This window comes from Psychrobacter sp. P11F6 (genome assembly GCF_001435295.1).
Lineage (GTDB): Bacteria > Pseudomonadota > Gammaproteobacteria > Pseudomonadales > Moraxellaceae > Psychrobacter.
In genome coordinates this window covers 2077522-2099199 of the sequence record NZ_CM003594.1, presented here as the reverse complement: position 1 = coordinate 2099199, position 21678 = coordinate 2077522, and the positions used below count along the sequence as shown (strand labels likewise).

Genomic DNA, 21678 nt, shown 5'->3' with positions numbered 1-21678 from the left:
ATTACGTAATTAGTGTTTATAGCGTGGGCACGAAATGGTCACGTTTTGGTCACGGTGCTGATTTTTGAGCTTTTAATATGTTAGATAATCTTATCAATTAGACTAACTAGCTAATAATGAAAATCCCTACAACCCCCGAAAATTAGACAAAAAAAAGCCTCACTGTTAAGTGAGGCTTTTTAAGTATTTGGAGCGGGAAAAGAGATTCGAACTCTCGACCCCAACCTTGGCAAGGTTATGCTCTACCACTGAGCTATTCCCGCTAATTATCAATTAACTATCGTCAGTTGATGAAGGCGTATTATACGCAGTTTTTTGAACGTGTCAACAGTTAGTATGAAAAAAAGTAAAAGATAGTAAATTGGCATATTATCCTAGCCTTCATCTGTGATATAACAGATTGTTGTAATCTATATTCCAAAAGCTTTGCTTTCTATAAATAGGCTGGAATACAGTTTTATAATGACTTTAACCATATTAATCATTTTCATGAGTTATAAAGATAACACTTAAGGATAAGTACTATGAGTCAACAATATACCATCGCTGATTATTTGTTTGATCGTGTCGCAGAAGCAGGCGCGTCAGAGATATTTGGCGTACCTGGTGATTTCAATTTAACTTTTTTAGACAATATTATCGCCTCTGATAAGCTGCGCTGGGTGGGTAACACCAATGAGTTAAATGCAGGTTACGCAGCGGACGGCTATGCACGTGAGCGCGGCTTTGCGGCGATGGTGACGACCTTTGGGGTGGGAGAATTGTCAGCGATTAACGCGACCGCAGGCTCTTTTGCTGAGTATGCACCAGTGCTTCATATCGTGGGCGCGCCAAGTACGGCTCTACAAGATTCAAAGCGCCGCATCCATCACTCACTTGGTGATGGCGTGTTCAATCATTTTATTAAAATGGTAGAGCCGGTCACGGTAGCACGAGCGCAGCTTACCCCTGAAAATGCTGCCTCAGAAATCGACCGTGTGATTCGTCTGATTCTTAAAAAACATCGCCCAGGCTATCTGTTACTATCGCCTGACGTTGCTCGTCAACCTATTTATCCGCCGACTACAAAGCTTGTGGATAGCCAAGAAGACATCACCAGTCAAGCAGCATTGGCAGATTTTAAACAAGCGCTCATAGAGTTTTTGCCAAACAAAACCACGACGCTGATGGCAGATTTGATGGTGCATCGTTTGGGACTACAAAATCAGCTTAAAGCACTTATCGCTGATACAGATATTCCTTATACGACGTTGTCATGGGGCAAAACTTTGCTTGACGAAAATAGTGAGCGCTGGGCAGGGACTTATGCTGGCGTGGCATCACGTCCCGTGGTCAAGGATGCAGTCGAAAACTGTGAGTGCTTAATAAAAATAGGTGTGCAATATACCGATACTACGACGGCAGGTTTTAGCCAAGATATTGATGAAAATACAGTGGTTGATTTGCATTATGAGCGCGCGAGCATTGCTGGCAAAAACTTTGCGCCCATTGCCCTAAAAGACGCCCTAAAAACGCTACATGAAGTCTTGACCTCAGATATTAATATTGTGCCAAAGCCGTTCTGTAAAGAAGTCAAGCCGCATGAGCAGCAGGGTAAGGACAGCGAGGCTATTCTTCAAGATGATCTATGGCATATCATTGCCGATCATCTAGACCATAATAATTTGGTGTTTGCAGAACAGGGAACGGCATATTTTGGCATCAGTGATGTGCGTTTACCAGAAGGCGTGACTTGTTATGGACAACCAATGTGGGGCTCGATTGGTTATACGCTACCGGCAAGTTTGGGTGCGGCTATTGCATCGCCAAATAAGCGCAGTGTCTTATTGATTGGTGATGGCTCAGCATTATTGACCATTCAAGAAATCGCGGTGATGATTCAAGAGCATATCAATCCAGTGATTGTACTGATTAATAATGATGGCTATACCGTGGAGCGGGCGATTCATGGTGAAAACCAGCGCTATAATGACATTCCTAAGTGTAACTGGCAGATGATGCCAAAAGCTTTTGGTGCTACCGATGATAATAGTCTGCTGCTAAAAGCAGAAACAGCAGGCGAGTTAAAAGCAGCTCTTACGCAAGCAGCGGCTGTAAAAGACAAATTGGTTATGTTGGAGGTCATCGCTGATAAGCATGATATCCCGCCACTACTCGCCGATATCAGTGCCGCACTGAAGCCAAAAAATGATTGAGTGAGTAATAAAAAACTCGCTTCATAAAAATGAATAGCCCCATTTAGCACCATTGCTAGATGGGGTTTTTTGCACTTTTTTATTATATAGATTAATTAATCAGCTATGGCTCTTATGTCGGTTTGCAGACTTTAGTATCATGGTGGATTGGGCTATTTCCAGCCCTTATCATTCCATAGGAGATGACCCCGTCGTGATTTGGTTAAAAATGCTTATTGGTGCTTTAATGGTATTGGCGATTCAATTATTCGCGCAAACCAGATTTTTTTATTTGGCAGCGCTCGCGCCATTGTTTCCCACATTTACGTTAATCAGTCACTTTGTTGTGGGTACTGAGCGTAGCCCCGCTGATTTAAAAGTCGCATTAATATTTAGTATGCTCGGTGTCATACCGCACCTTATTTATACCTTTGTGGTGTTTTTTAGCATCGGTTACGTCAGCTTATATAAGGCATTACTGTTCGGCGTTGTCGCTTGGACAATAGCCGCAGCGATTTTGGTCCTTACATGGCAGTACATTCAGGCTTAGTTGTGGTTAGAAAAAAACGTAAACTCTGTCAAAGAGCAATACATCAAAGGTATATATGAAATTCAGTACATATTTCTAAAGATAATTTTTATAGATTCGGTCGTAGATGTTATTCTTAAGAGTGATTTTATGGTGCTACCTGTAGCAAACTAAAATTAGAATGATCGCGATAACTCCATTCATTACAATTTATAAAAATAGGGCTTAAAAAAAGATGGATACCTTAAATATCATCTATCTCGTAGGGGCATTGTTAATTTTCGCCAGTATTATGGCAAGTACGTTATCGGCGCGCTTAGGCGTTCCGCTATTGCTGTTGTTTTTGATCGTAGGGATGTTGGCAGGCGAAGATGGTATTTTAGGTATCGAGTTCGCCCAATATGGTATTGCTAACTTTGTCGGGCAGGCGGCTCTTGCTTGTATCTTGTTAGATGGTGGGCTGCGCACGTCTTTTAAGTCATTTCGAGTGGGTCTCAAGCCTGCTATTACCTTAGCCACTTGGGGCGTACTTGCGACGGTAATGATACTGGGTATATTCGTCACCTGGCTACTGGATGTTGATTGGCGACTTGGTTTATTGATGGCGGCCATTGTCGGTTCAACCGATGCAGCAGCGGTGTTTTCGCTATTGCGTAATGGCGGCGTCAAACTTAACGATCGTGTGCAAGCCACACTGGAGCTAGAATCGGGCGCGAACGATCCTTTGGCTATTTTGCTAGTGACAGGATTAATCGCTTTAAATGTTGATCCCGCTGGACAGACAATACTGGGCTTTTTAGGGTTGTTATTACAGCAGCTTGGCTTTGGTTTGGGCATGGGCTTACTGTTTGGTTATTTATTGGCAAGGCTATTACCAAAAATACACTTGGCAGAAGGTATGTATGCCATTTTGATCATGTCTGCTGGCTTGGCAGTCTTTGCCGCGACTAATCTGATTGGCGGCAGTGGATTTCTGGCAATTTATCTCACTGGTGTGCTAATTGGCAACCATAAAGTGCGCTCAACTGAGCATGTGATGCGGGTGATGGATAGCTTTGCGTGGTTGTCACAAGCGGTATTGTTTGTGGTACTAGGGTTATTAGTGACGCCATCGCATGTGATTGATGTTTGGTATTACTCCGTCGCAATTGCTGCTTTTATGATTTTTATTGCCCGTCCTATTGCGGTCTATAGCAGTGTGAAACCCTTTAAATTTAAAGACAGAGAAATTGGCTTTATTTCTTGGGTAGGTCTGCGCGGCGCGGTTCCTATTACACTTGCCATATTACCGGTGATGGCAGGGATAGATGGCGCTTTTATGTTGTTTGATATTGCTTTTGGCGTGGTGGTTTTGTCTTTGATTTTACAGGGAACGACCATTCCTTTTATGGCAAATTTATTCAAAGTGCGTATTCCTAGTAATAAAGATCCAGAAGAAGAGCATGAGGTTTGGGTATCTGACAAAGCAAGCATTACTTTATATGAGTTTGAAGTAAAGTCAGGGGCATTTGCGATTGATCGTCATCCAATGGCCATCTCTAAGCGCATAAGCCCTAATGAAATCAGTGTCTTTGCCTTGGTACGCAGGCAGCATATTATCGTTGTTGATGAAAATACCAAGCTCAAATGCGGTGATAGGGTGTGGTATGCGATGACAGGAAACCACGCCACCCAAATTGCTAAGATTTTCAACGATACGACCCTTGACCATAAAGCCATGGATGATTTTTATGGCGATTGGCTGCTATCCCCAAGTGTGAAGCTTGGAGATTTGCCGTTTTTTACCGGTATTATGGCGTCTGAGTCGCTTGTCGATAAACTCAAATCTGAGGACAGCGCCAAAAGCATGTGGGATCAAACGGTCGCTGAATATATCAATGATAGCTTAGAGATAAAGCCAGTATCGGGTGATACGGTCGACATCAATGACGAATGGTCGTTGGTCATAAAAGAAGTGGATGACAAAGGAAAGCTTAGAACCATTGGTTTAAAGCATCTAGAGTGATTAATAGCAGGGTAGCTATGTAGCTATTTGCCGTCATTATTCACAAAAGACGCGTCATTTGACTTAAAAACTCGGCGACTTGTTTGTGTAAGTTTTCTCGATAAGCCCAATGATGCTTGACCTCGTAACTGGCCTCATTGGGCAGTAGTATTTTCATCAGCCCCATTTCTTCATAACGCTTGGCTAAATCATTAGGCAAGTAACCAACATGATGACCCGCCAGAATGAGCTGCGCGGTCGCCTCCATATGATAGGTAGTGGCACTCAAGGTTTTTGGACGGACATGATTGATACTCAAATCGGTAATATAGCCTCGTTTTATCCATGGATAGTTTTGTTCCAAATCCTCAAAAGTTAACCCTTCTGATTCATAAAACAATCGATGCTCGCGTCCACAGCAGACCACCTGCTTTTCAATAAATGCTGGCTGAAAAGTGAGTAGTGGTGGAAAACTGCCAAAATATCCCACACCAATATCACTCTCGTTGCTTAGCAGCTTCTCTAGCATGCTTTCAGGGCTTTGCACATCGATAGAAAAGTGAATAAGGGGATTGTCACGATAGCTAGCAGCCAAGCATTGGCGCAAGGCATCATAAAAAAATGTCGGCATCTGGTCAATGAGACACAGTCGGATATGACCGCCACGCACCGAATCCAATTGGCGGATATAGTGCAGTTGATGTTGAAAGCTGGCAACCGCTTCGGTAAAACTCAAACAGGCTTCATAAACCGCTGCGCCATCTTCTGTCAGCTTAAAACCTGCGCGTCCACGATGACAAAGCGTCATACCTAAGCGATCTTCTAAATGGGTCAAATGACCACTAATGACAGAGGTCGTCACATTTAAGCGAGACTGCGCAGCTGTCACGCCCTGACACTCTACGATCGCCATAAAACTGCGCAAGGTTTTGATGTCTATTTTTATCAATTCATCTAGCATCGGTCATTATTCCTCAGTAGCTATGATGTCTATCAAAATAAATCCTCTATTTATCACTTCTCTAACATCAAATTTATATCAAACTTCTGATAATAACGGTTAAATCTAAATTACTACGAAAAACCAGAAGTTTACTTCTAAATTTTACCATGGTCTGACTTCAAATATTTAGGTATTGTCAAAGCATATAAAAAATTGCCTATTTTAAACAAACTGAAACAAGGATGTGATTCATGAAATTCAATCAACCATTAAGCGGCAACGATATGCCAAGATTTGGCGGCTTTGCTTCTATGATGCGCTTGCCAACTCAAGCTGATGCAGAAGGGTTAGATGTGGCATTTGTGGGTGTGCCGTTAGATATCGGTGCGTCAAACCGTAGTGGTGCGCGATTGGGCCCACGACAAATTCGTGATGAATCACGCATGATTCGTCCCTATAATGTCGCCACTCGTGCAGCGCCTTTTGAGTCTTTACAAGTTGCTGATATCGGCGACGTGCCTATCAATACTTTCAATTTTCTAAAAAGCATTGATATCATCGAAAAATTCTATACCGATAAAATCGTGAATCATGGTGCTATCCCATTGACGTTGGGCGGCGATCATACCATTGCCTTGCCTATCTTGCGTGCGCTTGCCAAAAAACACGGACCTGTCGGCATGGTGCATATTGATGCGCATGCAGATATCAACGACGAGATGTTTGGCGAAAAAATCGCTCATGGTACACCTTTCCGCCGTGCTGTCGAAGAGAACTTAATCGATGGCAATCGTGTGGTACAGATTGGCTTACGTGGTACAGGCTATAGCGCCGAAGAGTTTGATTGGTCAACCCAGCAAGGCTTTCGTGTGGTGCCTGCCGAGGAATGCTGGTACAAGTCGCTGACACCATTGATGGCAGAAGTACGCGAAAAGCTCGGTGATGGCCCCGTCTATTTGAGTTTCGATATCGATGGTATTGATCCTGCGTTTGCACCGGGTACGGGCACTGCTGAAATCGGCGGCTTGACCTCAACGCAAGCGATAGAAATCATTCGCGGTATGCGCGGACTTGATGTGGTCGGTGGCGATTTAGTAGAAGTGTCTCCTCCTTACGACCCCTTTGGTAACACCTCTGTATTGGCGGCAAACTTACTGTTTGAGATGCTATGTATCTTACCGGGTGTGCGCTATGACGATAAGGTAAAGGCGGTGTATTAAGAATAATTTATAATCGCAAGCTGCTTTTTATAAGGGATTAAAGGACAGCTTGGGTTTGACACTGAACAACTTATTTAAACGCGATTGAACTTTTTAGGATGATTAACTCATGACGCAAACGCTTCAAACATCTTCTTCAGCGCCCGCCAAGCCGTCTCTGACATGTGGTGAGTTGCTTGTACAGTGGCTAGAGTATTATGGGGTAGAGACCGTATTTGGTATTCCGGGTGTGCATACGGTCGAGCTATATCGTGGTCTACCAAACACCAACATCCGCCACGTGACGCCGCGTCATGAACAAGGCGCGGGGTTTATGGCTGATGGCTATTACCGCGCGTCTGGCAAAGTCGGGGTATGCTTTATTATCACAGGCCCCGGTATGACCAATATCATGACAGCCATGGCGCAGGCGTTGGCAGACTCTATACCGATGCTAGTGATTTCTAGTGTTAATAAAGTGGCAGATACGGGCAGCGGTGAAGGGCACTTGCATGAATTGCACGATCAGCAAGGCATGGTCAGTAAGGTTACACTCATGAGCAAAACTATTTGGCAGCCTGAATCGTTACCCAAGGTCATCGCTGAAGCGTTTGCATTATTTAATGGCGCACGTCCGGGGCCAGTACATATCCAGTTGCCCATTGATGTGATTACCGCCGATGCCAGCCATGTCGCAAAGCCTTCTGATTTAACTCCTTATTTAAATAACTTTGTAAAAAATTCAACTGATGCACATGGTTTAACGTTACCTCAAGTAATGAGACCGCTGCCCAATCCTGCGCAATTAGATTTGATCGTTGAATCTCTAAAAGCGGCAAAAAATCCAGTGGTGCTTTATGGCGGTGGCTGCGTCGATGTGGATCATGACGCGCAGACTCTAGCAGAGCTTATCGATGCACCGACGTTTTTGACCATCAATGCCAAAGGTTTGCTGCCACCTAGCCACCCATTAAGTTTGGGTAGCAATCAGTCATTAGAGGCAGGTCGCGCCGTTATTGCTGAGGCTGATTGGGTGTTGGCGATTGGTACTGAGCTGGGTGAAACTGATTATGATGTGTTCTTTAACGGCCAGTTCAAAATCAATGGCACGCTGATTCGTATCGACTGCGATGCTCAGCAATTACAGCGTCCTTTTAGAGCCGATATCGCGGTATTGTCCGATGCGCAAATGGCGGTAAGTGGTCTATGTAGTCGTTTAAAGGGTCAGGCGTTAAATCATCAAGCGGTATCACGAGTAAACGAGGCAAAAAAAGCACTATTAGCAGGAATGACACCAGACTTTGCTGGGCAAAATGCGCTACTTCAATTGATTCGAAATGAAGTAAAAGACGTCATCTTCGTTGGTGATTCAACGCAGCCTGTCTATAGCGGCAATCTTGGTTTTGAGGCATTGGCGACGCGTCGATGGTTTAACTCGTCAACAGGGTTTGGCACGTTAGGTTATGGTTTGCCTGCTGCCATTGGTGCCATGATTGGTTCAAATAGTCCAGTGGTCAGCTTGATTGGCGATGGCGGTATTCAGTTTACGATTGCAGAACTTATCTGCGCCGCTGAGCTTGAGCTGCCATTGATTGTGCTGCTGTGGAACAACCAAGGCTATGGCGAAATTCGTCGTTATATGGAAGAGGGTGGATTGCCACTAATCGGGGTTAATATTAAGACGCCGAACTTTGAGCCGCTGGCAGCAGGATTTGGTGCAGGTTATCGCAGAATTACCGATAAGCAGCAATTACTAGACGCCTTGCAAAAGGATATCAACGGCAAGCAGCCTTTCATTTATGAAGTTGATGAAGCCGATGACTTTTTGATTGAAATGGGTAAAACGTTCACCTGCTTTAGCTAACAATATAGTTAATCCTATATAAATCAGATACGGTGTCAGGCTTGCTTAGTCTACTATTTGTAGTACTTTCACTCGCCTTCCTTGTATCTAAATTATATTGAACCAACTATACCAACACTAAGCATAATAAAGGCTGGTCGCTCAAGGAAGAACGTCTATGATGCCACATGCTAACCGCTCGTCTGGTCGCTTGAGCACCTCGCTGGCAAGCTTATTAACGGATTTATCCGCCGTTGTTGGCGCGACCAATGTATTGACCAAACCCAGCCAGCAGCAGTCGTATACACAAGGGGCGATTGCTTCTATCACCGATGCTGTCGCGGCAGTTGTGATACCAGACTCTCTTGTGGCACTATGGCGCGTCATTAATCTCTGTGCGGCGGCTGATGCGATTATTATTGCACAGGCTGCTAACACAGGGTTGACCGGAGGCTCGACACCGTACGGAGAGTACGATCGAGCAGTCGTCGTGATTTCTATGCAACGATTGGGCGGTGTTCATCTGCTCAATGATGCAGCAGAGCTTGTTGCTTTGCCAGCGGCTAGCCTCCAGCAGTTGGAGTCTCAGCTTGCGCCATTAGGGCGTGAGCCGCATTCAGTGCTGGGCTCAAGTTGTGTTGGTGCTTCGGTGATTGGCGGTATTTGCAACAGCTCTGGCGGTATGTTGGTGCAGCGTGGTCCGGCGTATACCGAGATGTCGCTATTTGCCAAACGTAATGCCATGGGTGAGTTTGAATTAATCAATCACTTAGGCATTGATTTAGGTGCAGATCCAGAAGAGATGCTTGAAAACTTACAAACTGGCACGTTCAATAAAAATACAGAGAGTGCCAACAGTAAGTCCTGTACAAACCACCATTATCAACACAAGGTGCGTGATTGCGAGGCAGACACACCTGCTAGATTTAATAATGACCCTAACGGATTATATGAAGCCTCTGGTTCAGCAGGTAAAGTCATCGTCTTTGCGGTTCGAGTCGCGACATTTGCCAAACCGACTCAAGAGCAAACATTCTATATCTCGACCAATGACGCCAATACTTTGACCACATTCAGGCAACAGTGGTTAAAAAGCGAGCTAAACCTGCCTATTTTGGCAGAATATATGCACAAAAATTACAACGATATTACCATGCGCTATGGCCGTGATACTTGTTTGAGTATGCGAAAACTGCCAGCCAGTAAGATAGGAGCGCTGTATCGGTTACAAGCCAAGATTGGCTATTATTTGGATAAATGGCGACTGCCTCAGACTTTACCAGATCGGATGCTACAAATGACTGGTGTTTTCATGCCGCCGTCATTACCCAATTCTTTGGCGAAGCAGGCGCGCTCCTATCGCTATCATTTAATCATTAAAGTCGCGGATGGCAATAATACGGACGATGATAATAGCGATGATAACGGCAGTCATGGTCATATTGCCGCTGCCCAAGCATTTCTACAGTCTAATATGCAGCAGCATCAAGGCGTCGTACATCTTTGTACAGCAGCAGAATCCCAAGCATTATTGGTGTTTCGTAGTGCGGCAACCGCTGCCATGTTTCGTTATCATAATCTTAACCACACAACATTTGGCGAGCTATTATCTACCGACATTGCCTTACCAAGGAATGCCGTAGATTGGGATGAAGTGCTACCTATTAACTTACAAAAGCAAGTCAGTAAAACCTTTTATTTGGGGCATTTTTTCTGTCATGTCATGCATCAAGACTATCTGTTATACCCTGAAGTGGATGCAAAAAAATTCAAGGATGAGCTATTGGCGTTTTATGATCGACGTCGTATAGAGTACCCTGCTGAACACAACGTGGGTCATGTCTATACCGCAAAACCTGCACTACATAATTTTTATAAAAAACTAGATCCAACCAATTCGCTAAATCCAGGCATTGGTCAGACAGCAAAATGGAAAAATTGGCGATCGTCGCCCATCAAGGAGGAATTAAATGACGAATTATCTTGATAAGTCGCAGCAACCGATATTAGGAAACGATGTTGTCGATTCAGAAACGCCGCAAGGAGAGCAGTGGCGTGCGTCAATGTGGAAGTTTTTGCTGTTTTCAGCATTGGGCATTGCACTATTTATAATACCGTTTCAATGGGACGGAAAGGTTACAATTTTATTGGGTGTGTTAACGGACGCTTTGCAAGCTTTGTTGGGCGGTTCTGTCGTTTATGTGGCAATGGCAATCGTGACGACATCCTTTCTTGGGGCGCTGGCTGTGAAGGTGTTAAAGCCCAACCTACATGAAGACTCTATGGTCAAAAAACTCTTCGATGTTGATTGGTTTTGGCTCACCGCCCGATTGCTAGGGATGGTGTTTGTCTGGATGATTTATCTGCAAGTTGGCCCTGAGTTTATTATTAATCGTAATACAGGCGGCGTTATTTTCGAAGATTTGATTCCAATTTTGATTCCTTTGTTTTTCTTCGCCATTTTATCGTTACCGTTTTTGACGGATTTTGGTTTGATGGAGTTTTTGGGTACACTGGCGAGCAAAATATTTGTCAAGCTGTTTAAGTTGCCAGGACGCTCAGCGGTAGATGCCATGTCCTCTTGGTTTGGCGCAGCTTCTATCGGTCTACTGGTCACTATGCAGGAGTATGATAAAAGCTACTATAGCCAGCGTGAAGCGGCGATTATCGCGACGACTTTTTCGGTGACTTCGATCGCTTTTACTTATGTCGTCGCCAAAACCATCGGCGTGGACGATAACTTTGTTTATTTTTATCTGACCATTGCTTTAACAGGCTTTATCGCCGCGATTATTATGCCGCGTATACCGCCACTTTCCTTAAAGCCTGATACCTATCATTCTGGCAAAAGCATGCTCGATGAAGGGATTCCTGCTCAGTACACCACCTACCAATGGGCGGTCAATCGTGCTGTGACGCGCGCGCACTCAATGCCAAGTCTGGGTCAAGTGTTCAAACGTAGTGTAAAGAATTTATTCGATATCTATTTTGGGCTAATCCCCGTGATTTTCGCAATTGGTACGATTGGTCTGGGCTTAGCCGAATATACGCCTGTGTTTAAATGGTTGTCTACACCGTTAGTGCCATTGCTGGATTTATTACAGATTCCAGAGGCAGCAGAGGCGGCTCCAGCGATGATTATGGGCTTTGCGGATATGTATTTGCCAGCCTTGGTCGGTAAAAGTATTGAGAGTGAGATGACAAGATTTATCGTTGGTGCATGTTCTATTACTCAGATTATTTATATGTCTGAAGTGGGCGCGCTGATTTTGAAATCAAACATCAAGCTTAATGTGTTAGAGCTGTTTATGATTTTTATTCTTCGTACTCTGATCAGTTTGGTGGTGATTACCTCAGTAGCGCATCTACTGTATTAGCCATGTAGCCAATATCAACCCAGCCTCTAGTATAACGATAATGTGCCAAATAATCGGTTTATTCTTTAGTTAGATAAACCGATTACTTAGCCAATGATTGACAGAGACACTTATAAATACAATCAAAGACAATAGGTATAAAAACAATTATATCAAACCATATAAGGTGATTGACCATCATGGAAATGACGAATGCTAACATTTTAACGAGAGAAAGCGCCATCCAAACAATTCAAGATGAAGTGATATTAAATGCAGCCTATATAGATGGCGAATGGATGACTATTGAAGCGCCTGCTACCGATACTGCTGACGCTGATAGCTATGATTCAAATCATGATTCAAGTTATGACTTATATGATTCAAATTCGGGAACAATCATCGCTACCACTCGATTGTGTACCAAGGTACAGGTAGAAATGGCAGTCAATGCGGCTTCTGCGGCGTATCCATCTTGGTCGCAAACCATCGTAAGCACGCGTGCATCGTATCTCAATGCCATTGCCGAGAAGATGGAGCAGCAGTTTGACAAATTGGTTGGATTGTCTGTGTTAAATAATGGTAAGCCCATTGAAGAGGCAAAAATAGACGTGAGCGATGCTATTGCTTGTTATCGCTATTATGCCAATCTCATCACAGAACAAGCGACTTGGTCGGAGGTATCCACCAGCGAGTCAGGCATACGTTTGCTAAAAACGTATGCACCTGTTGGTATTTGCGCCCTCATTGTCCCATGGAATTTCCCAATGGTGACCACTGCTTGGAAGTTAGCTCCTGCATTGGCTGCAGGCTGTACGGTGCTATTAAAGCCCTCCGAGGTGACATTATTGCCAGAGTTGATGCTGGGCAATATATTGTCTGCTATTAAACTACCGAAAGGAGTCGTTAATATTTTACCGGGTGCAGCTGAAGTGGGCGCTGCCATGACCTGCCATCCATTAATCGACAAAATTTCTTTTACTGGTAGCAACGCCGTTGGTGAAAAGGTAATGAGCCAAGCGGCAAAAGGTATCAAAGATATCAGTCTAGAGCTGGGCGGTAAGTCAGCCATCGTCGTATGTGCAGATGCTGATATCGACCACGCTTGTGATTTGATTATCGGTGGTATATTTACCAATGCCGGTCAGATCTGTTCAGCCACTTCACGACTGCTTGTTCATGAAAGCATTGCTCAGTCGTTGTTCGACACATTAAAAGTTAAGACAGAAAGTTTGCAAATTGGTGATGGCTTTGACACTGACACGCAAATGGGTCCACTGGTTAGTGAGCAGCAGCTGAATCAAGTAAAAAAATATTTCGACATTGCTACTGCCGAAAACCTGACTTGTCTCACAGGTGGTGAGGTCTTAAATCGGCAAGGGTATTTTGCGATGCCGACGATTTATACCAATGTTCCAGTGACCAGTCAGTTATGGACAGAAGAGGTTTTTGGGCCAGTCTTAGTGAGTCAAACGTTTACCGACCATGCCGAGGCGATTGTTTTAGCCAATGATAGCCAATTTGCTTTGGCCGCGAGCATTGTCAGCGCTGATGAAACGGCGGCCGTAGAGATGGCGCTACAGATTCAAGCGGGTCATATCTGGATCAATGAACAGCAAATTGTACTGCCAGAGTCAGGATGGGGCGGGTTTAAGCAAAGCGGTATCGGTCGTGAGCTGGGTGTAGATGGCTTGTCTGCGTATCAAAAAAGCAAGCATGTACTATTGAGTCATTAAACGTTGGGCGCTTTCATATCTTATTTAGCCATTAATATTGCTACCAATGGCTAAATAAGATATTTGCTTTGTAAATTAACTTTACTGGACTAAGAATGCCATTCGATATAAAATTGAGCAATCATTCAAATTTTCTCGCTGTGCTTATTTTTATATGAGATTACAGCTTTTGAGATGGAAAAACTATGTCACGTACCGCACTTTATAACCGTCAGGATGCCTTAGAACGCGCGTTACAGCTTTTTTGGCAAAAAGGCTTTCATGCTACTTCGTTAAAAGACATAGAAGAGGCGCTCGATATGCGTCCAGGAAGCATTTACGCTGCGTTCGGCAGTAAAGATGGATTATTTCAAGAAGCGTTAGACTACTATGCTCGTCTAGGTTTGAGTGAGCTTGAGCGGGTAATGAGCGCTTATCAATCGCCGCTGTTGGGGTTAGCCGCTTTCGTGCGTCAGCTGGGCGGTATTCGTGATAAAGGGCTGCCGAGTCAGGCTTGCATGCTGGTCAAAAGCTTACTGGAGCTTGGTGCTCGTGAGCAGACAGCGCTACAAAAAGTTGAAATGCTGCTGGCAGGTATGGAGCTGCGTTTTATAAATTACTTTACCGAAGCACAGCGGCTGGGTGAGCTTGATACTGAGCTCGACGCGACTAGGCTTGGACGACGACTACAGGCGGAAATTATGGGGCTGCGTGCTTTTGCGCAGCGTGATGTCGAGAGTGCAGCGGTGCAAGCGTTGGCTGAAGATATGGCGCTCTCTATAGAAGCGCTGCGTATTGATAAGCCTGTTGGCGTGTAGTTCATGTTGACCATTTGAAAATAAGCACTGCTAAAGGGTTATTGCCGATTAAGTAAGGCTGATTGCTAAGATATTTTTGGTATGAAAAAAGGGTTTTAGAGCTACTGTATAGCCCGAGACTATACAGTAGCTCTAAAACCCTTAGCTTTTCTAAAACTCTTAGTTTTGAAGACTAAACCATGACTTCATGGTTTAGTCTGGCATGTCAGCTAACTGCTGCAAAATGCTTTTATAATTTTCAATACCTTGTGCGCCGCTAATTAAATGACGCTCATTGAAAACCATAGATGGCACACTTTGAATGCCTTGCTGTTGCCAATGCTGCTTTTCTTTTTCTACCGCTGCAGCAAATCGCTGATCTTTTAAGACCGCTAGTGCTTCGCTACGATCCAGTCCAACATCGGCCGCAACATCTGCAAGTACAGCACTGTCAGCCACACTTTTATTATCGACGAAATGTGCGACGAACAATGCTTGTTTTAGGTCGTGTATACGTCCTTTCTGATCAGCCCAATGCAGCAACTGATGCGCATTAAAAGTATTGTAAGTACGAAAGTCATCGGTAAACTGAAAATCAAATCCAGCTTCAGCACCTACTTCTGTCATTCTAGCTCGGTTCTCTTGAATGTCTTCAGCAGTCGTACCGTACTTCTCCATAATATGCTCACGATAGTTTCGTCCTTCGTGCGGCGTATTAGGATTTAACTCAAATGGATGCCAGTGAATCTCGTGCGGAGTGTTGGTTTGTTTTAATGCCTCGGCTAGTTGACTATAGCCGATAGCGCACCAAGGGCAGACCACGTCCGACACGATATCTATTCGTAATGGCTTTTTTAAATCACTCATAGTGGCTCCTTATTTGGTTCTTATATAATTAGACAGCTTTATGCCATTCAAACTTTTGGAAAGGCTTGTCGATTGGCGTGTTGGCCAAATGGTTGGTGTAGTTACTCATCACTTTTTGAGCCGCTGCAAGAACCACTTCCAAAATCTGACGTTTAGTAAAGCCTGCATCTAAGAACGCTTGCACTGCGTCATCATTTACATTACCACGATCACGAACGACCGATAGCGTAAAGTCGCGTAATGCTTCTAGTTTTTCAGTTGGCAGAGGTGTCTCATTACGTAATGCATCAGTGATTGCGTCATCCACTTTCATGCTTTTGGCGATACCAGTATGAGCGGGTACACAGTAATGGCACTCATGTTCGACGTTGATGGTTTGCCATACGACCGTGACTTCCTCATCATCAAAACTGCTGTCTAAAAACAACTGATGCAGGCGTTGATAGCCTTCTAATAGCCCAGGTGCTTCAGCCATGACGGCATGTAGACCTGGGACTCTGCCAAATGCTTTGATAGATACATCAAGCAAATCTTTACTTTCTGCTGGGGCTGTATTTTTATCGTGTAGGGTAAATTCAGTCATATTAAAACCTTTTAATCATTATTAGTGAATTGTTGTAAAAGTAAGTGTGTAGAAGCGACTTGAGAACCTATTATATAGTTGAGTGAATACTCAATTTTATAAGTGAGATTTTCGTGAGTCGCTCAACAACTGCAGCCACTATAATCCATTTTGAGCAATCGTTCAAATAATATTTGAGTGAATGCTCAAGTTGTTTGTAACTTTGACTTACATTCAAAGCTAGGCGGCATCACGACAGTTATTTATTTTTCTTAACCAAGTCATTGCTAAATGGCATGGTTAACAATCCCCATAGCGAGGCATTTTGTTTGGCTGCTGGGTATTCTTTTAGCCCAATATCTAGCTCATTATCAGACTGCTTTACTTTACCCTTATAACTACCAAAAATCCAATCCCACCAGATGACACTAAAGCCATAGTTTGAGTTGGTCTCACTAACGCGTTGGCTGTGATGAATACGGTGCAAAATCTGCGTCATCAATATTAAGCGCAGCGGTTTTTCAAGCGCAGGTGGCAGGCGAATATTGGCATGGTTAAATATTGCTAGGCCATTTAACGCAATCTCAAATATCAATACGGCGATGGCAGGAATACCCAATAAGCTGACGGCAATGAGCTTCACTAGAATGCTTAAAACGATTTCAATGGGATGAAATCTAAGCCCTGTACTGGCATCGACATGTGCATCAGCGTGATGGACTTTATGCAAACGCCATAGCATAGGTACGCGGTGAAATAATCGATGCTGCCAGTAAATGATGATGTCGAGCAATATCAAGCTTAGTATGACGACGACAATACTTGGCAAATCGATAATATTAAATAGACCAATCCCATGCTGCTGATTATACAGCGCCACAGCCGTTAGACCGACAGGCACCGCTAGACGAGCAATAACTGACGAGATAAAAACCAAGCCAAAGTTAGCGAACCAGCGTTTGCTGCTTTTGATCGGTGCTTGACGTGCAGGCATGAGCCATTCTATCAGCATCATAATCACTAAAATGCTTAAAAAGAACCCAAGCCGCCACCATACTTCGTTAGTCATTACTTACCTCTTGAGGGTTTAAACCAGCAGGATATTGTGACCATATTTTTTTATTTTGAACCGACTATGGTATCAGTCTCTAACTGCTTCAGGGTATGATAGCCACTATGGATACGGGTAAAAATCGTAATCGCGCAGGCCGTTGCAAAAATACCTGCGAGTAGTACAAAGTGCTGCGGCCAAAGGCAAAGGGCGACAAACAGCGCAATGGTTTCGGTGCCTTCCGTCAAACCGTTCAAATAATAAAAGCTTTTATATTTAAACTGTGGTTTATCCAGTTTAAACTTTTCCGCAGCAATGGCAAACGCTAAAAAGCTAGAGCCTGTGCCAATAAAGGTCGCGAGTAATAAAGCGCCAGCAATGGCATTCTGTTCAGGATTTGCCAAGATAAAACCCAGCGGGATGGCGGCATAAAATAAAAAGTCGAGCGTAATATCTAAGTAGCCGCCTGCGCTTGAGCTTTGCTTTGCATAACGGGCTAAAGCGCCATCAAGACCATCAAAAATACGATTTAATGCAATGGCTGCCAGTGCGCCATACCAAAGCTCAAACGCGAGTAACGGCACCGCTAATATACCGATTAAAAAGCCTGCCACCGTGAGTTGATCAGCCGTAATACCGCGTTTATGCAAGACAACGACGACAGGGCTTAGTATCGGCTTAATCATGGGCGTAAGAAATTTATCTAGCATGCGCTTGCCTTTTGTATTTCGCTTTGACGTTTAAGATTTTATGTATAAAACTAGAACTCTAAAACTACAGTTCTAAATGAATGACTTTACCGTTTGCGGCTTCAGCATCGCTATAATCGTGGGTGACCATGATGGCGGGAAGTTTATGAGTGCGGATTTGCTCAAACACCAGTTGCCGCGTATCTACTCGAAGTTGGGTATCAAGCTTGCTAAAAGGCTCATCGAGTAGTATCGCTTTTGGTGCGCTGAGCAAGGTTCGCAGTAGCGCCACGCGTGCTTGTTGTCCGCCTGATAAATTGTCAGGATGGCGATTTCCCATGCCTGCTAAACCAACTTGTTCAAGTGCCTGCTCTATTTTTTCACGGCGCTGTTTTTTATTGAGCTTCTCAGCGCTATTTTTATTGTCTTGAGGCATCGCAAACGCAATATTACCTGCGACCGATAAATGCGAAAACAGTAGGGCATCTTGATACAGTACCCCAATATGACACAGATGCGTAGGCAGATGGCTTACATTTTCATCATTTAACCAGATGTCACCAGTAGCGGTAAAACCGTTTGGCAATATACCTGTTAGCCAGTTCAACAAGCTCGATTTACCACTGCCAGATGGGCCCATGACAGTCAATATTTCACCACCAGTAATCTGCTCATCTAGGCTCAGTAATAGCTCGCCTTGTCGATATAACTGCAAGTTTTTTATCTGTAAAGAGGATTGCATCAAGAGCCCTTTATCTGCGTTTTTATAGTGAGTTGTTTTTCAAAATTAGTGCTATTTAGAATCAGTGCTCTTCAAAACGAATATATTTTAAAAAACGTTTTAACGGCTACTATTTTTACCACTTTTAAAGAAGTACTTTGGCAATACCCACGCCAATATAAACCCAATTAACGGTAGCGCCATTTGGATGATGGCATACACCGCACTGGTGCGTCTACTGGCACCATTAGCGAGGGTTACGGCTTCTGTGGTGATGGTGGCGATACGTCCGCCACCTGCTAATAATGTCGGTAAATATTGACCAAAGCTAATCGCCAGACCAAGAGCAATGGCAATCAAAATCGGCGCAAACAGTTGTGGTAATTTCACCTGCAAAAATACTCTAGCAGGAGTTGCACCAAGGCTTGCCGCTACATGAGCAAAACGAGGGTCTAGACGTCGATAACTGCTAGCAAGCGATAAAAACACATAGGGCAGCACAAAGAGCAGATGGGTAAATGCCACATTAAAAAATGCCGTTTGGTTATTCACCAGTTGCTGTAGCCATACTAAGCCAAATAAAAAAGCAATGCTCGGCACTAACAGCGGCAAATAGATAATGAAACTGGTAAATGTCGAGAGTGGTTTTTTACTTAATTGCTCCGCTTCTAAACATAACAATGTCAGCACAATAGCAAATAGGGTACTCACGATACCGATTGTAATGGTATTAAATAGCGGCGTACCCATTTGCGTAAAGGCGCTTTGAAAATGTAATAACACTAACTGCTCTGGCAATACAGCTGGGAAACGCCAAAAACCAGCCACTGACCACATTACCAGACCAATGAGCGCCAGCAAAATAAAGCCAATCACCACAGTGGTCAACGCTGCGGTGATTTTTTGCCACAGTGCATCGGCATAGTTGCGCTTGCCGTTTATCAACGTACCATTAAAACACGTTTTAAGGATTCTCTCAGCGCCTAGCCACAAGGCGATTAAACCACCCGTCAAAGCGAGCTGTAACAACGCGCCTGCCGAGGCTTTTATACGCAAGTTTAAATCAACATCGTTAAACCATTGCATGATAGTAACCGCAAGCGTTGGCGGCGTGTTTGGACCGAGTATTAATGGCATCTCTACGCTGGCACTGGCATAGGCAAGCACGGCTAAGATAGGCAAACGTAAAAAAGGATAGAGGACAGGAAGTACCGCTTTAAAAAAGGCAGTAATGGGGTAATAGCCGAGATTTAGCGCGACTTTATACTGCTGACGTAGCTTTTTACCAAGCTCTGGTTGCGCCAAAGCGCCTAGTGCCATGAGTAATAAAAATGGCAGCTCTTTCAACGTTAAACCAAAGATAATACTGATACCGTAGGGATCATGTGGAAATATACCGTCTGGAGCCAATTCCCAGCCGCTTAGCCATGGTGAGATGAAGCGTGAAAACATACCAGAAGGCGCAATTAAAAAACCAACCGCAATGGCTGCTGCTGCATGAGGAATGACCAAGATTGGACTCAGTAAACGCTCAATACGGGTCAGCCAAAGGCTATTAAAAAAAGCCGCCAAAATCATTAAGGTCATGACAAAAGCGAGTAGCGTGCTGATTAATCCAGTAGCGATACTTAAAGCGACCATTTGAGTAAGACCAGGCGTCTGCCAAAGATCATGAAAGCCTTGTAGACTAACAGTCGTTTGCTCAAGTGCAGGCACCCAGCTAAAGGCAGGCAACAGCACGCAAACCAAACCACCGAGTACCGGTAATATCAGTAGCAGCAGTAAAAATGTCGGACTCAAGGAGACGATACGCGTAAATAGATCTGTTTTATAAGGCGAGGTTATGCCAGTAATTGTTGCAGAATGGACTTTTTCCTTTGCCGTTTTATTATTAGTATTTTTACTCATGGGCTAACCCCATAACGCGCTTGCCAGCCTTGCATAATGGCATCAACCCAGCTTGGATGTGGTTCACTCACGGTACGTTTGATGCTATCAAAGGGCAGGGCGCTAGGGTGTGGTTTATTTTCTTTAAATAGCGCTTGTTGTTCAGGATTGAGCGTAGAGGGAACGAGTACGGTTTTATCACCCCATATATCAGGGGTTTGCTTTTTGGCCTGTGCTTCTGGGCTCATTAAAAAGTTTGCTACTAGCTGCGCAGCTTGCGGATGGCTGGCATTATAAGGAATGGTCACAAAATGGGTGTTACTTAAACTGCCATCACTCATTGCATAGCTACGAATGCTCTCGGGTAAGTCATAACGCTGCACGGCCGCGGGTACTTCAGGTGCAGAAAAAGTAAAGGCCAAACTCAGCTCGGTATCATCGACCAAACGCCGCATGTGCGCGCCCGTTTGCACAAATTGCTCACCCTTGCGCCATAGAGTGGGATGCAAATCATCTAAAAACGTCCATAAAGGAGCTAATATAATATCTGTATTTTGCTCAGTGGCTGGCAGGTTGAGCTGTGCCTTGATATTTTTGCCTGTCTTAGCATCATGTTGCTCGTGTAGCATGACTAAGGTATATTTTAAAAAGCTCATGCCTAAAAAGTCAGGCGGCTTTGGATAGCTAAAGCGCCCAGGATTTTGCGCGGTCCAATTAATCAGCTGATTTAAAGTGGCTGGTGGCTTATTCGTTGATAAACTGTCGTAATAAAAAGTCAACGAAGCTTGTCCCCATGGCGCTTCCATGCCATTGGTCGGCACACCAAAATCAAAGTTAACCGTAGGATTGTTCTTTGGATCGGTCAAGGCAAAGTTAGGGAGTTTGTTCGCCCATTGTTTCAGTAGTAACGAATTCTCACTCATGGTGGCAAAGTTGGCACCATTTATCCAGATGAGATCCACGCTGCCTCTATCATTGTTGTTGGCGGATTTTTCTGCAAGTACACGGCTAACGGCTTCACTGGTGTCGCTCAATTTCACATGAACTAAATTAATATTATATTTATCATCGACTTGTTCGGCTGCCCACTGTAGATAGGCGTTGATCTGCGGGTCACCGCCCCATGCATAAAAGTAGACGTCTTGATTGCTACCTTGCGCCTCTATTTGCTGCCAAGATGATAAATTTTGATTAAGGTTACCAGTAGTGGGTGAGGCAGTGCTTGCTGATATACCAACACAAATGCTAAGCACCATAGCATAGGCACTATAGCGGCTTAGGTTTTTTAACGCGGTCAAAGCGGGCAGAGATTTGATAACGTACATTTAAGTTTCCGTTATGATGATATGTTTTTAGCGCAG

Annotated in this window: 17 protein-coding genes and 1 tRNA gene; 9 read left to right on the top strand and 9 right to left on the bottom strand. The window is 44.1% G+C overall.

What is annotated here, in order from left to right; translation table 11 throughout:
- Positions 1-188 precede the first annotated feature (188 nt).
- Positions 189-263: transfer RNA gene (locus tag AK822_RS08580), tRNA-Gly, on the bottom strand.
- A 261-nt stretch (positions 264-524) separates the two neighbouring features.
- Here AK822_RS08580 and AK822_RS08575 point away from each other — a divergent pair.
- The 3 genes from AK822_RS08575 (at position 525) to AK822_RS08565 (ending at position 4708) form a co-directional block, all read left to right on the top strand.
- Positions 525-2195 (top strand): alpha-keto acid decarboxylase family protein, encoded by a 1671-nt coding sequence (locus tag AK822_RS08575; protein WP_060491321.1) that lies wholly within the window; start codon positions 525-527, stop codon positions 2193-2195.
- A 193-nt stretch (positions 2196-2388) separates the two neighbouring features.
- Positions 2389-2724 carry a GlpM family protein gene (locus AK822_RS08570; protein ID WP_228138995.1) on the top strand — a complete coding sequence of 112 codons (336 nt, stop codon included), beginning with the start codon at positions 2389-2391 and terminating at the stop codon, positions 2722-2724.
- Between the two features lie 214 nt (positions 2725-2938).
- Positions 2939-4708, top strand: coding sequence for a potassium/proton antiporter (locus AK822_RS08565; RefSeq protein ID WP_060491319.1), 1770 nt, complete (start codon positions 2939-2941; stop codon positions 4706-4708).
- Positions 4709-4748: 40 nt separating this feature from the next.
- Here AK822_RS08565 and AK822_RS08560 read toward each other — a convergent pair whose 3' ends face one another.
- Positions 4749-5648 (bottom strand): LysR family transcriptional regulator, encoded by a 900-nt coding sequence (locus AK822_RS08560; RefSeq protein ID WP_060491318.1) that lies wholly within the window; start codon positions 5646-5648, stop codon positions 4749-4751.
- Between the two features lie 233 nt (positions 5649-5881).
- Here AK822_RS08560 and speB point away from each other — a divergent pair, with 233 nt between their 5' ends.
- From speB to AK822_RS08530, 6 genes are all read left to right on the top strand, one after another.
- Positions 5882-6850 carry an agmatinase gene (speB, locus tag AK822_RS08555; protein WP_060491317.1) on the top strand — a complete coding sequence of 323 codons (969 nt, stop codon included), beginning with the start codon at positions 5882-5884 and terminating at the stop codon, positions 6848-6850.
- A gap of 109 nt (positions 6851-6959) precedes the next feature.
- Positions 6960-8693 (top strand): 5-guanidino-2-oxopentanoate decarboxylase, encoded by a 1734-nt coding sequence (locus AK822_RS08550; RefSeq protein ID WP_060491316.1) that lies wholly within the window; start codon positions 6960-6962, stop codon positions 8691-8693.
- A gap of 157 nt (positions 8694-8850) precedes the next feature.
- Entirely contained in the window at positions 8851-10659 is a 1809-nt protein-coding gene (gene dld, locus AK822_RS08545) for a D-lactate dehydrogenase (protein WP_060491315.1), read from the top strand.
- A complete protein-coding gene (locus AK822_RS08540) occupies positions 10643-12049 on the top strand; it encodes a YjiH family protein (RefSeq protein ID WP_060491314.1) in 1407 nt (468 codons plus the stop codon). The genes dld and AK822_RS08540 overlap by 17 nt, the downstream gene beginning before the upstream one ends.
- A 179-nt stretch (positions 12050-12228) precedes the next feature.
- The gene (locus AK822_RS08535; protein WP_060491313.1) at positions 12229-13764 is read left to right on the top strand and encodes an aldehyde dehydrogenase family protein; all 1536 of its coding nucleotides are present in this window, start codon (positions 12229-12231) and stop codon (positions 13762-13764) included.
- Positions 13765-13949: 185 nt separating this feature from the next.
- Positions 13950-14561, top strand: a complete 612-nt coding sequence (locus tag AK822_RS08530) for a TetR/AcrR family transcriptional regulator (protein ID WP_060491312.1) — start codon at positions 13950-13952, stop codon at positions 14559-14561.
- Positions 14562-14753: 192 nt separating this feature from the next.
- Here AK822_RS08530 and AK822_RS08525 read toward each other — a convergent pair whose 3' ends face one another.
- From AK822_RS08525 to AK822_RS08495, 7 genes are all read right to left on the bottom strand, one after another.
- Positions 14754-15407: a DsbA family oxidoreductase gene (locus AK822_RS08525; protein WP_060491311.1), complete on the bottom strand. Its 654-nt coding sequence runs from the start codon at positions 15405-15407 to the stop codon at positions 14754-14756.
- 28 nt (positions 15408-15435) lie between these two features.
- Complete coding sequence (locus tag AK822_RS08520) at positions 15436-15990, bottom strand: carboxymuconolactone decarboxylase family protein (protein ID WP_060491310.1); 555 nt, start codon at positions 15988-15990, stop codon at positions 15436-15438.
- 238 nt (positions 15991-16228) lie between these two features.
- Entirely contained in the window at positions 16229-17038 is an 810-nt protein-coding gene (locus AK822_RS08515; RefSeq protein WP_060491309.1) for a sterol desaturase family protein, read from the bottom strand.
- 50 nt (positions 17039-17088) lie between these two features.
- Positions 17089-17730, bottom strand: coding sequence for a CDP-alcohol phosphatidyltransferase family protein (locus tag AK822_RS08510; protein WP_060491308.1), 642 nt, complete (start codon positions 17728-17730; stop codon positions 17089-17091).
- 64 nt (positions 17731-17794) lie between these two features.
- The gene (locus AK822_RS08505; RefSeq protein WP_060491307.1) at positions 17795-18451 is read right to left on the bottom strand and encodes an ATP-binding cassette domain-containing protein; all 657 of its coding nucleotides are present in this window, start codon (positions 18449-18451) and stop codon (positions 17795-17797) included.
- A gap of 99 nt (positions 18452-18550) precedes the next feature.
- Positions 18551-20338, bottom strand: coding sequence for an ABC transporter permease (locus AK822_RS08500; protein ID WP_060491306.1), 1788 nt, complete (start codon positions 20336-20338; stop codon positions 18551-18553).
- On the bottom strand, positions 20335-21642 hold the full coding sequence (locus AK822_RS08495) for an ABC transporter substrate-binding protein (RefSeq protein WP_060491305.1): 1308 nt from the start codon (positions 21640-21642) through the stop codon (positions 20335-20337). Before AK822_RS08495 ends, AK822_RS08500 begins: the two co-directional genes overlap by 4 nt.
- Positions 21643-21678: the final 36 nt, after the last annotated feature.